Below are 14,987 nucleotides of genomic sequence, written 5' to 3' on the forward strand. Positions count from 1 at the left end.
GACGTTGACCAACAGAATGTTTTCGTGATATATTATTAATCGTCGCTGACACACAGTGACAAACACAAACGCTTCGGGAAATAAACTTAAAAAAAGTTGTTGACATAAGATGAAGCGAAATGTTATATTATTAAAGCCGCTAAGAACGGCGAAGATGATCTTTGAAAACTAAACAAGACAAAACGTACCTGTTAATTCAAGTTTTTATAAAAAATCCTATGATACATCATAGGTAGTCAGTCAAACTGGCGAAAAGCAAAACTTCGGTTTTGTACTTTTTCGGAGAGTTTGATCCTGGCTCAGGACGAACGCTGGCGGCGTGCCTAATACATGCAAGTCGAGCGGACAGAAGGGAGCTTGCTCCCGGATGTTAGCGGCGGACGGGTGAGTAACACGTGGGTAACCTGCCTGTAAGACTGGGATAACTCCGGGAAACCGGAGCTAATACCGGATAGTTCCTTGAACCGCATGGTTCAAGGATGAAAGACGGTTTCGGCTGTCACTTACAGATGGACCCGCGGCGCATTAGCTAGTTGGTGAGGTAACGGCTCACCAAGGCGACGATGCGTAGCCGACCTGAGAGGGTGATCGGCCACACTGGGACTGAGACACGGCCCAGACTCCTACGGGAGGCAGCAGTAGGGAATCTTCCGCAATGGACGAAAGTCTGACGGAGCAACGCCGCGTGAGTGATGAAGGTTTTCGGATCGTAAAGCTCTGTTGTTAGGGAAGAACAAGTGCAAGAGTAACTGCTTGCACCTTGACGGTACCTAACCAGAAAGCCACGGCTAACTACGTGCCAGCAGCCGCGGTAATACGTAGGTGGCAAGCGTTGTCCGGAATTATTGGGCGTAAAGGGCTCGCAGGCGGTTTCTTAAGTCTGATGTGAAAGCCCCCGGCTCAACCGGGGAGGGTCATTGGAAACTGGGAAACTTGAGTGCAGAAGAGGAGAGTGGAATTCCACGTGTAGCGGTGAAATGCGTAGAGATGTGGAGGAACACCAGTGGCGAAGGCGACTCTCTGGTCTGTAACTGACGCTGAGGAGCGAAAGCGTGGGGAGCGAACAGGATTAGATACCCTGGTAGTCCACGCCGTAAACGATGAGTGCTAAGTGTTAGGGGGTTTCCGCCCCTTAGTGCTGCAGCTAACGCATTAAGCACTCCGCCTGGGGAGTACGGTCGCAAGACTGAAACTCAAAGGAATTGACGGGGGCCCGCACAAGCGGTGGAGCATGTGGTTTAATTCGAAGCAACGCGAAGAACCTTACCAGGTCTTGACATCCTCTGACAACCCTAGAGATAGGGCTTTCCCTTCGGGGACAGAGTGACAGGTGGTGCATGGTTGTCGTCAGCTCGTGTCGTGAGATGTTGGGTTAAGTCCCGCAACGAGCGCAACCCTTGATCTTAGTTGCCAGCATTTAGTTGGGCACTCTAAGGTGACTGCCGGTGACAAACCGGAGGAAGGTGGGGATGACGTCAAATCATCATGCCCCTTATGACCTGGGCTACACACGTGCTACAATGGACAGAACAAAGGGCTGCGAGACCGCAAGGTTTAGCCAATCCCACAAATCTGTTCTCAGTTCGGATCGCAGTCTGCAACTCGACTGCGTGAAGCTGGAATCGCTAGTAATCGCGGATCAGCATGCCGCGGTGAATACGTTCCCGGGCCTTGTACACACCGCCCGTCACACCACGAGAGTTTGCAACACCCGAAGTCGGTGAGGTAACCTTTATGGAGCCAGCCGCCGAAGGTGGGGCAGATGATTGGGGTGAAGTCGTAACAAGGTAGCCGTATCGGAAGGTGCGGCTGGATCACCTCCTTTCTAAGGATATATGGAGCAGCGTACGTTTTTCGTCTTGTTTAGTTTTGAAGGATCATTCCTTCAAAACATGTCTCTAGCGAGACAGGATTGTTCTTTGAAAACTAGATAACAATAAGTAATACATTCACATTGAATGCAATGCAAAGTTCATCACACATAGTGATTCTTTCTAAAGTAAGAAATGGTTAAGTTAGAAAGGGCGCACGGTGGATGCCTTGGCACTAGGAGCCGATGAAGGACGGGACGAACACCGATATGCTTCGGGGAGCTGTAAGCAAGCTTTGATCCGGAGATTTCCGAATGGGGAAACCCACTGCTCGTAATGGAGTAGTATCCATACTTGAATACATAGAGTATGAGAAGGCATACCCGGGGAACTGAAACATCTAAGTACCCGGAGGAAGAGAAAGCAAATGCGATTCCCTGAGTAGCGGCGAGCGAAACGGGAACAGCCCAAACCAAGAGGCTTGCCTCTTGGGGTTGTAGGACACTCTATACGGAGTTACAAAGGAACGATATAAGCGAAGAGGTCTGGAAAGGCCCGCCAAAGAAGGTAACAGCCCTGTAACTGAAATGTTGTTCTCTCCAGAGTGGATCCTGAGTACGGCGGAACACGTGAAATTCCGTCGGAATCCGGGAGGACCATCTCCCAAGGCTAAATACTCCCTAGTGACCGATAGTGAACCAGTACCGTGAGGGAAAGGTGAAAAGCACCCCGGAAGGGGAGTGAAATAGATCCTGAAACCGTGTGCCTACAAGTAGTCAGAGCCCGTTAACGGGTGATGGCGTGCCTTTTGTAGAATGAACCGGCGAGTTACGATCCCGTGCAAGGTTAAGCAGAAGATGCGGAGCCGCAGCGAAAGCGAGTCTGAATAGGGCGCATGAGTACGTGGTCGTAGACCCGAAACCAGGTGATCTACCCATGTCCAGGGTGAAGTTCAGGTAACACTGAATGGAGGCCCGAACCCACGCACGTTGAAAAGTGCGGGGATGAGGTGTGGGTAGGGGTGAAATGCCAATCGAACCTGGAGATAGCTGGTTCTCTCCGAAATAGCTTTAGGGCTAGCCTCAAGGTAAGAGTCTCGGAGGTAGAGCACTGATTGGACTAGGGGCCCCTACCGGGTTACCGAATTCAGTCAAACTCCGAATGCCGATGACTTATCCTTGGGAGTCAGACTGCGAGTGATAAGATCCGTAGTCGAAAGGGAAACAGCCCAGACCGCCAGCTAAGGTCCCAAAGTATACGTTAAGTGGAAAAGGATGTGGAGTTGCTTAGACAACCAGGATGTTGGCTTAGAAGCAGCCACCATTTAAAGAGTGCGTAATAGCTCACTGGTCGAGTGACTCTGCGCCGAAAATGTACCGGGGCTAAACGTATCACCGAAGCTGCGGACTGTTCTTACGAACAGTGGTAGGAGAGCGTTCTAAGTGCAGTGAAGTCAGACCGGAAGGACTGGTGGAGCGCTTAGAAGTGAGAATGCCGGTATGAGTAGCGAAAGACGGGTGAGAATCCCGTCCACCGAATGCCTAAGGTTTCCTGAGGAAGGCTCGTCCGCTCAGGGTTAGTCGGGACCTAAGCCGAGGCCGAAAGGCGTAGGCGATGGACAACAGGTTGATATTCCTGTACCACCTCCTCACCATTTGAGCAATGGGGGGACGCAGGAGGATAGGGTAAGCGCGGTATTGGATATCCGCGTCCAAGCAGTTAGGCTGGGAAATAGGCAAATCCGTTTCCCGTGAAGGCTGAGCTGTGATGGCGAGCGAAATTTAGTAGCGAAGTTCCTGATTCCACACTGCCAAGAAAAGCCTCTAGCGAGGTGAGAGGTGCCCGTACCGCAAACCGACACAGGTAGGCGAGGAGAGAATCCTAAGGTGATCGAGAGAACTCTCGTTAAGGAACTCGGCAAAATGACCCCGTAACTTCGGGAGAAGGGGTGCTTCTTAGGGTGTTAAAGCCCCGAGAAGCCGCAGTGAATAGGCCCAGGCGACTGTTTAGCAAAAACACAGGTCTCTGCGAAGCCGTAAGGCGAAGTATAGGGGCTGACGCCTGCCCGGTGCTGGAAGGTTAAGAGGAGCGCTTAGCGTAAGCGAAGGTGCGAATTGAAGCCCCAGTAAACGGCGGCCGTAACTATAACGGTCCTAAGGTAGCGAAATTCCTTGTCGGGTAAGTTCCGACCCGCACGAAAGGCGCAACGATCTGGGCACTGTCTCAACGAGAGACTCGGTGAAATTATAGTACCTGTGAAGATGCAGGTTACCCGCGACAGGACGGAAAGACCCCGTGGAGCTTTACTGCAGCCTGATATTGAATGTTGGTACAGCTTGTACAGGATAGGTAGGAGCCTTGGAAACCGGAGCGCTAGCTTCGGTGGAGGCATCGGTGGGATACTACCCTGGCTGTATTGACCTTCTAACCCGCTGCCCTTATCGGGCAGGGAGACAGTGTCAGGTGGGCAGTTTGACTGGGGCGGTCGCCTCCTAAAATGTAACGGAGGCGCCCAAAGGTTCCCTCAGAATGGTTGGAAATCATTCGCAGAGTGTAAAGGCACAAGGGAGCTTGACTGCGAGACCTACAAGTCGAGCAGGGACGAAAGTCGGGCTTAGTGATCCGGTGGTTCCGCATGGAAGGGCCATCGCTCAACGGATAAAAGCTACCCCGGGGATAACAGGCTTATCTCCCCCAAGAGTCCACATCGACGGGGAGGTTTGGCACCTCGATGTCGGCTCATCGCATCCTGGGGCTGTAGTCGGTCCCAAGGGTTGGGCTGTTCGCCCATTAAAGCGGTACGCGAGCTGGGTTCAGAACGTCGTGAGACAGTTCGGTCCCTATCCGTCGCGGGCGCAGGAAATTTGAGAGGAGCTGTCCTTAGTACGAGAGGACCGGGATGGACGCACCGCTGGTGTACCAGTTGTTCTGCCAAGGGCATCGCTGGGTAGCTATGTGCGGACGGGATAAGTGCTGAAAGCATCTAAGCATGAAGCCCCCCTCAAGATGAGATTTCCCATTCCGCAAGGAAGTAAGATCCCTGAAAGATGATCAGGTTGATAGGTCTGAGGTGGAAGCGTGGTGACACGTGGAGCTGACAGATACTAATAGATCGAGGACTTAACCTATATTCTAATGTGAAAAATGAACATTGTTATCTAGTTTTGAGAGAACATTCTCTCCATCAGGTTTGGTGGCGATAGCGAAGAGGTCACACCCGTTCCCATACCGAACACGGAAGTTAAGCTCTTCAGCGCCGATGGTAGTTGGGGGTTTCCCCCTGTGAGAGTAGGACGCCGCCAAGCTTTTTGTTTATATCCTTCCAATGGAAGAAGTTACTTTATCCATTCCGCAGTAGCTCAGTGGTAGAGCTATCGGCTGTTAACCGATCGGTCGTAGGTTCGAGTCCTACCTGCGGAGCCATGCTTCCATAGCTCAGTAGGTAGAGCACTTCCATGGTAAGGAAGAGGTCAGCGGTTCGAGCCCGCTTGGAAGCTTTCCTCTATATGATAATGGTAAATGTTAAGGTTTCTCGTTGATGAGAAGGCTTTTTTTGTTTGTTTTAAAATAAGTTGACGTTTATTGATCTTAGTTACTCATGAAAATAGAAAATGACTCGAGCGATTTTGATGGAAGCTTTGCCTTAGCTTTCTATATACTCCTTCTATTTGTTCTTGATTCTTCGGCGTATTTCTTTTATCCTTACTAAAGTGATGACTTCCTCTCTTACAAAAGACTCTGTACGTTCCTCTTTTTCTCCGAAATTGAATGGTTATTGTTTTTTCCTTTTTGTATCTCCGGTTTTTTATTCGCCTACTTTTTCCTTGTACGGTATGTATATAAAAAGGAGTAGATGGTTTGAAAGATTTATTTGTAAAGCAAGAATGGTTTGGACATGTGCGTCAGGATGTGCTGGCGGGTATTTTAGTGGCCTTGGCTTTGATTCCTGAGGCGATTGCGTTTTCGATTATTGCGGGCGTTGATCCTAAGGTCGGTTTATATGCTTCGTTTTGTATCGCGATTGTGATTTCGTTTGTTGGTGGACGGCCAGGTATGATCTCTGCCGCTACTGGGGCTATGGCGCTGGTTATGGTCAATTTGATTGCAGATCATGGATTGCAGTATTTGTTCGCAGCTACGATTTTAACAGGCTTGATTCAAATTGTGTTTGGATTGTGCCGTGTTTCTCGTTTGATGAAATTTATTCCGAGGTCTGTGATGGTTGGTTTTGTTAATGCATTGGCAATTATGATCTTCATGGCACAGCTGCCGCATTTCGTTGGGGAATCCATGGCTATGTATGTCATGACAGGTGGGGCTTTGTTCATCATTTATGTATTACCGATGGTCATCAAAGTTGTTCCCTCTCCACTCATTGCGATTATTGTGATGACGATGATTGCTGTATTTGGGCATATTGATGTCAGAACAGTTGGGGACATGGGAGAGCTTCCTAGCTCTTTGCCAACTTTTCTTATTCCCAATGTACCGTTTAGCTGGGAAACACTTGCTATCATTTTTCCTTATTCCTTAGCACTTGCGATGGTTGGTTTACTTGAATCTTTATTAACAGCACAGATTGTAGATGATATGACGGAAACGTCTAGTCGTAAAAATAAGGAAGCGAGAGGCCAAGGAATTGCCAATGTGGTGGCAGGATTTTTTGGCGGTATGGCTGGCTGTGCGATGATTGGTCAATCTGTGATTAATACAAAGGCAGGGGGACGAGGTAGGCTTTCTACCTTTGTGGCTGGTGCATTTTTAATGGTATTGATTTTTGTTTTGGGTGATATAGTCGTTCAAATTCCAATGGCTGCTCTTGTGGCTGTCATGATCATGGTTTCTATTGGTACCTTTGATTGGAGTACATTCCAGCAGCTAAAAAAGAACCCAAAAACAGATTCTCTTGTGATGCTTGTCACGGTCGTGACGGTGGTGTTCACTCATGATTTATCCAAGGGTGTTTTTGCGGGGGTGCTGCTTAGTGCCGTATTCTTTGTAGCTAAAATATCAAAACTTCATATCACCTCTACAGAAAGCCAAGCTGGTACATGGATTTATCGAATTAAGGGACAAATTTTCTTTGCTTCCGTGACTGAATTGATTCAAGCCTTCCATCATGGAAACGACCTGAAAACGGTTGTGATTGATTTGTCTGAAGCGCGTATATGGGACGAATCAGGTGTGGCCGCAATTGAACGTGTGAAGGAAAAATATCGTACAGCTGGTGTAGAGGTGGACGTAGTTGGAATGGATATGTCTAGTCAAAAACTTATGAAACAAGTGATCGGATCTTAAAAAGACTTTTCTGTTTGTTACAATAGAACAAGGAAGAAAGTGAAGGATGGAGGTGGCCGGCATGCTTGTCCGTTTGAATCAGGTGCTCGGCCGGATGATGCCGCTCATTACGCCTGTCAGCGTGCTACTTGGTGTATTATTGGCGGCGTATTTAAAAGATTTCACCTTTTTGGTGCCTTGGGTGTTTGCTGTGATGACATTTTCAGGGAGCTTGTCATCTACTTTTTCAGCTTTAAAGCATACGGTGATGCATCCATTGCCTTTGATTTTATCGTTTGTGATTTTGCATGTGCTGATGCCCCTTTATTCATGGTCGGCGGGGCATTTGATATTTGCAGGTGATTCTATGACGATCACCGGTTTGACGCTTGCGATGGTGATTCCGACAGGTGTGTCTAGTTTAATATGGGCGGCAATGTATAAAGGGAATGTGGGGTTAACGTTATCTATCATATTAATTGATACATTGCTTTCGCCATTGATTGTACCAGTAAGCTTGTCAATCTTCGTTGGTACACAGGTCCATATGGACATGGTGGCGATCATGAAAGGACTATTCGGTATGGTGGTGCTGCCCTCTATTTTAGGGATGCTCGTTCGTCAGTATGCAAAGCCATCGGTGACAAAAGCAATGAGTCAGACCTTGGCTCCTTTTTCAAAATTAGGCTTGTTTGTTGTCGTATCGATTAACAGTTCTGTTGTCGCCCCATATTTGCGTGAACTGGATGCTGCATTTTTTAGCAAAGCAGCGACTGTCTTTTTCATTGCGATGAGTGGGTATGCGTTTGCGTGGTTGATTGGAAAGGCGATGAAATGTACCCAAGGAGAAATTGTGGCGATTGTGTATACGGGCGGTATGCGGAACATTAGCGCGGGTGCTGTGCTTGCCATTAGCTTTTTCCCGCCTGCTGTTGCTGTTCCTGTTGTGATTGGCATGCTGTTTCAGCAAGTGCTTGCAGCCTTGTTTGGCTTTTTACTTCATCGTTTCGAGCTGAAAGTACCTGCTGTGACTAAGTCTTTATCATGAAAAAACCTCCATCCTTTAAGGTGGAGGCTTTTTTGCGATTAATAGATGAGGTATTTCTTCCGTTTCTTTTCGAACGTTTTCAGGTCATGGTGGTATTGTTTCATGATGTGTTTGATGGAAGTGCCTTTATTGATTTCTTCTTTGATCCAGCTATTCCCGATGAGTTTATCAAAGCTGCCTGTTTGTAGGAATTGAAAGTCATTAGGATACAAGTCATGTATTGCTTTGATGATGGATAGACCTGTTTTGACTGCTTCGAATGATTTTCGGTCTGTGACATAAAGCTGTACCCCGTGAGACAAAGTCCCGGCATGTTTTGAAAAGGTAGGGGTAAATGAAACAGGTCTAAATTGAACGCCTTTTAGTTTTAACCCATTTAAATGATCTGCTAGCTCGTTGCTATTGATATATGGAGCGCCAATGAGTTCGAACGGTTTTGTCGTTCCTCTGCCTTCAGAAACGTTTGTGCCTTCGATTAATCCTGTTGCTGGGTAAACAAAGGTACTATCAACGGTCGGCATGTTAGGTGAAGGGAGGACGAACGGCAGCTTCGTGTCATCGAACGTCATGGATCGTTTCCAATGTTTCATTTTGATCACTTTTACATCAGCGTTGATATGAAACTCTTTATTAAACATGTATGCAAGTTCTCCAGTCGTCATCCCATGTCTTAATGGGATGGGATAGAGACCTACAAAAGAGGCGTGTTCTGGCTCTAATACGGGTCCTTCTACTTTTAGCCCGCCTATTGGGTTTGGACGATCTAAGACAACAAATGGAATGTTGTTTTCCTTAGCTGCTTCCATTGCATAGGCCATCGTGTAAATATAGGTGTAATAACGAGCACCAACGTCTTGAATATCAAATAGCAGGACATCTACATTTTTGAGCATTTCAGGAGTTGGCTTTCTTGTTTTTCCATAAAGAGAGTAAACAGGCAGGCCTGTTTTTTCGTCAGTATACGATTCGACGCCTTCTCCTGCTTGTGCATCACCACGCACGCCATGTTCAGGCCCATACAAGGCAGTCAGTTTAATATCGGGGTGTTCAAATAGCAGATCGACACTGCTTTTCATGTTTGCATCAATGCCTGTAGGATTCGTAATAAGCCCTACTTTTTTCCCTTTAAGCCAAGAGAGGTTACTTGAGAGTAATGTTTCGATACCTGTTTTGACTGTTGCTTTTTTTCCTTTTGTATCTGTTCGTTCTGAATCTGCGGGGGAGGCGGCGGTCAATGTGCTGATCATGAGAATGCTAGCGAGTATCAAGCTTGCTGTCTTTTTCAAGAGAATCCCTCCTATTTGATCTGTTTTCCTTTTAAATTGAGTCCATAGCCAAATGGGTAAAGGGTTTGATTAGGATGAGTGACTGATGGGATAGCGACGGGTAATTTCCCTTTAGGTGAGGCCGCTCCAAAAATCACTTCTAGTCCCGCAGGAATATTCGGTTGATTGAATTGTCCGTTTGAGTACCCTTTAAAACCGTACACAGCCAGTAAGGCGTCGGCTTCCTCGAAATTTGCCGCATCATAAGGGTTTCTAAGACTCATGATGACCAATTTTTTGTTTTGTGCTGCTGCTTCTTTCATGACAGCACGAGGGAAGGCCGTTGCCCATTTTTTCGGATCCTGTACACCGTCATCAATGACGCCATCATTCACAGCCGGGTCATTTTGGACAACGTAAGAGCCGGTAATGACATAGTCAGCATCTTGAATGAGTTTGGCTGTTTCTTTGGAGAAGCTCTTATCTGCAAATGCGTATGATTGGATACGCACAGGTTTGATCTTTTTTTGTTTGATTAGTGATTCAATTGTGACGGACATTGCTTTTGTTTGATCTTCGTACGGTGCCATGAACAAGATTTTGTCATTCTTTTTAGGCTTAAAAGGCAAGGTTTTGTCGTTGTTTTTAAGGAGAGTGATTCCTTCACGTGCCATTTTTTGTTCTGCTTTTCGGTGCGACTTTTGACCAACGAGCTGTGTGGCTTTTTTGATTTTCTTCTCAAGGCTTACTGGTTTATTGGCGGAAATGATGCCGCGTTTGATCTTTAATTGAAGGATTTTTTCGACAGATTGATTGATCTGAGATATCGGAATTTCGTTTGTGAGAACTGCTCTTTTTAAAGCATTGAACACATTCTCTAGGTTTTTTTCTGTCTTTAAGGACGTGACAGGTGCTGGCATGAGGGCAATGTCGACGCCTGCTTTAATAGCCATTACCACAGCTTCTTCCTGTCCGAAGTTATCTGCAATCGCTTTCATATTGAGGGCGTCTGTTACAACCACTCCTTGAAAGCCCATGTCTTCTTTTAATAAATTTGTGATGACTTTTTTTGATAAGGTTGCTGGAACCATAATGTCCTCGCCATCTTTTTTGCTTTTATACGTTGTGTCATCAATGGCTGGGAATTGAACATGAGCAGTCATGACCATATCTGCCCCTGCGTTGATTGCTTGTTGAAATGGATACAGCTCCACCTTTTTAAGACGATCTAGATCATGTTCGACAAGCGGAAGACCGTAGTGACTATCAACAGCTGTATCACCATGTCCCGGGAAATGCTTTAATGTGGAAATGGTCTTTTCCTTTTGAAGTCCTTTCATGGTTTGCAGACCAAGTCTTGTGACAAGTTCAGGGTCAGAGCTAAAGGAACGGACACCGATGACGGGGTTATTCGGGTTATTATTTACATCAAGAACAGGAGAGAAATTTGTATTGATACCTAGAGCGTTTAATTCTTTGCCGATGATTTTTCCAGTGTCATAAGCATTTTTCTTACTTCGAGAGGCACCAATCGACATATTTCCTGGGAAATGTGTTCCCTTTTGTAGTCTTGTGACGATTCCGCCTTCTTGATCAATGGAAATGAGTAAAGGAATGTTGGGTGATGCTTGTTGAAATTCATGTGTGAGTTTGACGGTTTGTTTCGTATCAACGACATTTTCTGCAAATAAGATGACACCGCCTAAATGATATTTCTCTACAAGGTGAGAAACTTCTTTATTCATTTTTGTGAAGCCTGTAGGAGCGAATTCACCTTCTGCTTGCCAATTGCGAAAGTCTGGCATGAGCATTTGGCCAATTTTTTCATCCAAGGACATGTCCTGAACCATTTGTTTGGCAGTTGGGAGAGGGGCGGAGCTCACCTTTTCCGTTGGAATGGAAGAGGTGAGCAGGGCCAAAACGAGTGCAGCGGGGAACAGAGCTTTTAACATCGAATTCCTCCTTTTACTTAAAAGATTCGTAGATTGCAGTCATGATGCTTCCATAAGTACCAGTTGGGAAAAGGTCACCTTCAAATTGATTTGGGTTGACTTCAGGTGAAACGACGGGTGAATGCTTTTTATTTGTCAGCAAGACGACGCCTAGATTGTGTTTTGGATCAATCAAAGTCATCGTTCCGGTCCAGCCTGTGTGTCCATACGCTTCTTTACTTGCGTATTTCCCAAACATCCATTCCATGTCAGTATTGCCGTTTTTCCGCCAGCCTAGCCCGTAAGTTGGGTTCGTGTCTGATGATTCCGTAAAGAGATCGATAGAAGCTTGGTCAAAGATGGTTGTTTTCCCATAGCCTCCTTTATTGAGCATCAGCTGAAGCAGTACGGCCATATCTGATGTATTAGAGAAAAGTCCAGCATGTCCGGAGACACCTGCCATTGAGTAATAGGCTTTCTCATCGTGGACTTCACCTAGCAAGGTATACCTGCGAATGTTTTCAAAATCGATGACACCATCGCGTGTATTGCCTAGACGCTCGGTTGCTGCAAAATGCTTTGGCTTGAATCCCTTTTTCAGCGGATTGAACATGGTATGTTTTAGACCAAGCGGTCGATAAATCGTCGACTCTACATATTGATCAAGTGGCATACCGGTTTTTTTCTCAATGATCATGCCTAACAGCATGTAATCAATATCACTATAAATATGCTGAGTGCCTGGCTTGTATTGCAGAGGCACCTTTGGTAGCCATTTCATGGTTGTTTGTCTATCTTGAGAGAAAAAAGAGCCCGCTTGCTCTTTGCTATAAAATAAAACACTGGAAGGCAGTCCGGCAGAATGGGTGAGAAGATCCTTGACTCGAAGCTGATCTTTGCCGGTTACCTTTGCATCTGGTTCATCTTGAAAGTCAGGCAGGATGGTTTGTATTTTTTCATTTACATCTAGTTTTTGTTCATATACTAACTTTTGCAGGGCATAGTTGGTGGCATACATTTTTGTGTTGGATGCCAAATCGAACAGTGTGTTCTTTTTCATTTTCTTATAGAATTTGAGTTCTGTTGTCCCTTTATATTTTTGTCTATAGCCATAGGCTTTTTGATGGATGATCTGACCATCCTTGATAATGATGAGTGCTGCCCCCGGGAACCCTGCTTTGATATCGTTTTGAATCATGTGATCAACCTTCCTAAGCTGCCTAGAAGAAAAACCTACTTGTTCCGGTCGTTTTGCTTTTTTTAAGACGGGATATTCTTCAGGTGCTGTTTTAGACAAAGACGATACAGGATGGGAGCTAGTTGCAAATGTTTGTACTGGTAACCCTAGGAGCATGAACAGAGTTGTGATGATGAGAAAATATTTCTTCAAGAGCTAGACCTCCTATTGCTTATTTTCCTCGAATTCAACAGCCATATCATCATGAAATCCAAATAAGTATGTGAAGATAAATCCAGCGACATATGCAATGAAGAGACCTATTAAGTAAAGCAGCATTTGATGTGTGTGAACGATAAAGGTTAATGGGAGACCTGATACCCCGATTGCTTTAGTGGCGATTTGGAAATAGGCTTGAAATGCTCCGCCGATTCCTGCGCCGAGACAAGCAGTGAGGAAGGGTCTTCCGAGCGGGAGTGTGACACCGAAAATGAGCGGTTCTCCAATTCCAAGCATTCCTGAAGGAAGTCCGCCTGCAATGGCTCTTTTCAGCTTTTTCTTTTTTGTTTTCATATAAATGGCAAAGGCAGCACCGACCTGTCCTGCGCCTCCCATAGCGAGGATTGGCAGAAGCGGGTCATCTCCAATTGAATTAATCAGTTCCATATGAATAGGTGTTAGGCCTTGGTGAAGTCCAGTGACAACAAGAGGAAGGAAGGTCGCACCAAGAACAAATCCGGCAAAAATACCGCCAATGTTTAATAGATAAGTAAGTCCAGAGGTGATGGCATCAGATATAAATCCGCCGACTGGCATGAAGATAACGTACGTGAAAATGCCTGTAATGAGTAGTGTGATGGTTGGTGTGACGATGATATCGAGTGATTGCGGGACGAAGCGTCTGATCCGGGTCTCAACAAGTGCCATAAAAATAGCTGCAAGAAGAACACCGATAAGTCCGCCTCTACCTGGTAGAATATTAGTGCCAAATAACATAATATCAGCGGCAGCTGGGTTAATGATGAGAATACCTGCTAATGCGCCTAATGCAGGAGAGCCACCAAATTCTTTTGCGGCGTTTGTTCCTACTAATATACCGAGATAAGCAAACAAGCCTGAGCCTATAACGGTTAGGATAATCGCAGCTTGAGATTTTTCATCGAGCCAGCCTGCTTGCACGACCGCTTTTGTAATACCCGTTATAAGACCCGATGCAACGAGTGCTGGAATAATGGGAATGAAAATGCTGGCGATCCGCCGTAAGAACAGCTTGAATGGTGTGCGGTTCTTTTGTGAAATGGCTTGTTTGTTTTTCTGTGCTTCGTTGTTTAAGTCATATGAACCTGAGGCATTGAGCAGCTGTTCAAATGCACTTGATACTTGGTTGACAACACCTGTTCCTAAAATGATTTGCAGTGTTTCCGCTTCGACGACGCCAATGACGCCATCGAGTTCTTTGATCGCGGTGGTTTGCACTTTTTCACGATCAATGGGTGTAATTCGGAGACGTGTCATACAATGTGTGTGGGAAGAAATGTTTTCAGAACCACCACAGAGTGAAAGGATTTCTTTCGCCAACTGCTGATATTTCTTTTGATGACTCATGTTGAATCCCCCTTTGTTTTTCGTTTCATGGAGCGGATGGCATGCCTTGTTTTGTCAATATATTGTGCCGTCTGTTCATATTGACGAGAGGCTAAACTGAGGAACAAGACATCGATTAAATAGAGCTGTGCCATTCTAGAGGAAGTGGCAGCACTGCGAAAAGGTGCTTCATTGGAACCAGACGTCGATAGATGAACATCACACAATGCAGAAACGCTTGTATGCCCTGGATGCGTTAAAGCAATGGTTTTTACTTCATTTTCTTTGGCGAGCTGAAGGGCTTGGATGATGTCTAACGTTTCTCCAGAAAAGGATATACCGAACACAATGTCATTCTTTCCAGCATTTGCGATGACCGTAGATGCGATGTGCATGTCAGTAAAGGCTGTAGCTGCATAATTGATTCTGAGAAATTTCTGCTGGGCATCAGCTGCGACGATGCCAGATGCACCCACACCGATAAAATGGATTTGGTTTGCATTCAGCAGCAGTTGAACAGCTTTTTCTAAAGCTTCTACATTTAAAATAGAGGCTGTATCTTTGATCGATTGAATGGTGTTTCCTGCTGTCTTTTGAATAATGGATTGAAGTGGTTCATCTTGTTCGATATCCCGGTAGCCTTGTTTATCAGTGTGCATTAAATCTCCAGCGATCCGCATTTTCAAATCGTGATAGCCATCCAGCCCGAGAGACTTACAGAGGCGGATGACGGCAGAGCTGCTTGCACCGGCAGCCTGACTGATTTCATGCACTGTGCTTTTAATGACTTTGTCAGGATGGGCAAGGATATAGTCTGCAATGATTTTTTCAGATTGGGGAAGCTTTGATTTCATTGTGTGTAGTAGGGTGAGTCCGCCTGCTGACATGAGTTTC

Annotated in this window: 7 protein-coding genes, 2 tRNA genes and 3 rRNA genes; 7 read left to right on the forward strand and 5 right to left on the reverse strand. The window is 45.9% G+C overall.

Features of this window, described 5'->3' with window-relative positions:
• The first annotated feature begins 276 nt into the window (after positions 1-276).
• The 7 genes from MKY11_RS00965 to MKY11_RS00995 all read left to right on the forward strand — a co-directional run bounded on the left by MKY11_RS00965 (position 277) and on the right by MKY11_RS00995 (position 8,136).
• Positions 277-1,825, forward strand: a 16S ribosomal RNA gene (locus MKY11_RS00965).
• Positions 1,826-2,008: 183 nt separating this feature from the next.
• Positions 2,009-4,939: ribosomal RNA gene (locus MKY11_RS00970) — 23S ribosomal RNA — on the forward strand.
• A 61-nt stretch (positions 4,940-5,000) separates the two neighbouring features.
• Positions 5,001-5,116, forward strand: a 5S ribosomal RNA gene (rrf, locus tag MKY11_RS00975).
• The 16S, 23S and 5S rRNA genes sit together here with 2 tRNA genes alongside, the layout of an rRNA operon.
• Before the next feature lie 43 nt (positions 5,117-5,159).
• Positions 5,160-5,234 (forward strand) — tRNA-Asn (locus tag MKY11_RS00980).
• Between the two features lies 1 nt (position 5,235).
• Positions 5,236-5,308, forward strand: a tRNA-Thr gene (locus MKY11_RS00985).
• 361 nt (positions 5,309-5,669) lie between these two features.
• Positions 5,670-7,109, forward strand: coding sequence for a SulP family inorganic anion transporter (locus MKY11_RS00990; protein WP_342501746.1), 1,440 nt, complete (start codon positions 5,670-5,672; stop codon positions 7,107-7,109).
• A gap of 61 nt (positions 7,110-7,170) precedes the next feature.
• The gene (locus MKY11_RS00995; RefSeq protein WP_342501747.1) at positions 7,171-8,136 is read left to right on the forward strand and encodes a bile acid:sodium symporter family protein; all 966 of its coding nucleotides are present in this window, start codon (positions 7,171-7,173) and stop codon (positions 8,134-8,136) included.
• 38 nt (positions 8,137-8,174) lie between these two features.
• Here MKY11_RS00995 and MKY11_RS01000 read toward each other — a convergent pair whose 3' ends face one another.
• The 5 genes from MKY11_RS01000 to MKY11_RS01020 are packed head-to-tail and all read right to left on the reverse strand — an operon-like array spanning position 8,175 to position 14,980.
• Complete coding sequence (locus tag MKY11_RS01000; protein ID WP_017358872.1) at positions 8,175-9,422, reverse strand: DUF1343 domain-containing protein; 1,248 nt, start codon at positions 9,420-9,422, stop codon at positions 8,175-8,177.
• 11 nt (positions 9,423-9,433) lie between these two features.
• On the reverse strand, positions 9,434-11,353 hold the full coding sequence (locus tag MKY11_RS01005) for a glycoside hydrolase family 3 protein (RefSeq protein ID WP_342501748.1): 1,920 nt from the start codon (positions 11,351-11,353) through the stop codon (positions 9,434-9,436).
• A 13-nt stretch (positions 11,354-11,366) separates the two neighbouring features.
• The gene (gene pbp4b / locus MKY11_RS01010) at positions 11,367-12,722 is read right to left on the reverse strand and encodes a penicillin binding protein PBP4B (RefSeq protein ID WP_168948421.1); all 1,356 of its coding nucleotides are present in this window, start codon (positions 12,720-12,722) and stop codon (positions 11,367-11,369) included.
• Between the two features lie 12 nt (positions 12,723-12,734).
• Positions 12,735-14,114 (reverse strand): PTS transporter subunit EIIC, encoded by a 1,380-nt coding sequence (locus MKY11_RS01015; protein WP_008344031.1) that lies wholly within the window; start codon positions 14,112-14,114, stop codon positions 12,735-12,737.
• Positions 14,111-14,980 (reverse strand): MurR/RpiR family transcriptional regulator, encoded by an 870-nt coding sequence (locus MKY11_RS01020; protein WP_007498558.1) that lies wholly within the window; start codon positions 14,978-14,980, stop codon positions 14,111-14,113. The genes MKY11_RS01015 and MKY11_RS01020 overlap by 4 nt, the downstream gene beginning before the upstream one ends.
• Positions 14,981-14,987: the final 7 nt, after the last annotated feature.

The sequence above is a fragment of the Bacillus sp. FSL W7-1085 genome (genome assembly GCF_038595035.1).
Lineage (GTDB): Bacteria > Bacillota > Bacilli > Bacillales > Bacillaceae > Bacillus > Bacillus altitudinis.

What these genes read in the sequence shown, in the direction of transcription:
- MKY11_RS01015 (WP_008344031.1), bottom strand. Translation starts at nt 14,114, where the DNA reads ATGAGTCATCAAAAGAAATATCAGCAGTTGGCGAAAGAAATCCTTTCA.
- MKY11_RS01005 (WP_342501748.1), bottom strand. Translation starts at nt 11,353, where the DNA reads ATGTTAAAAGCTCTGTTCCCCGCTGCACTCGTTTTGGCCCTGCTCACC.
- MKY11_RS01020 (WP_007498558.1), bottom strand. Translation starts at nt 14,980, where the DNA reads ATGTCAGCAGGCGGACTCACCCTACTACACACAATGAAATCAAAGCTT.
- MKY11_RS00995 (WP_342501747.1), top strand. Translation starts at nt 7,171, where the DNA reads ATGCTTGTCCGTTTGAATCAGGTGCTCGGCCGGATGATGCCGCTCATT.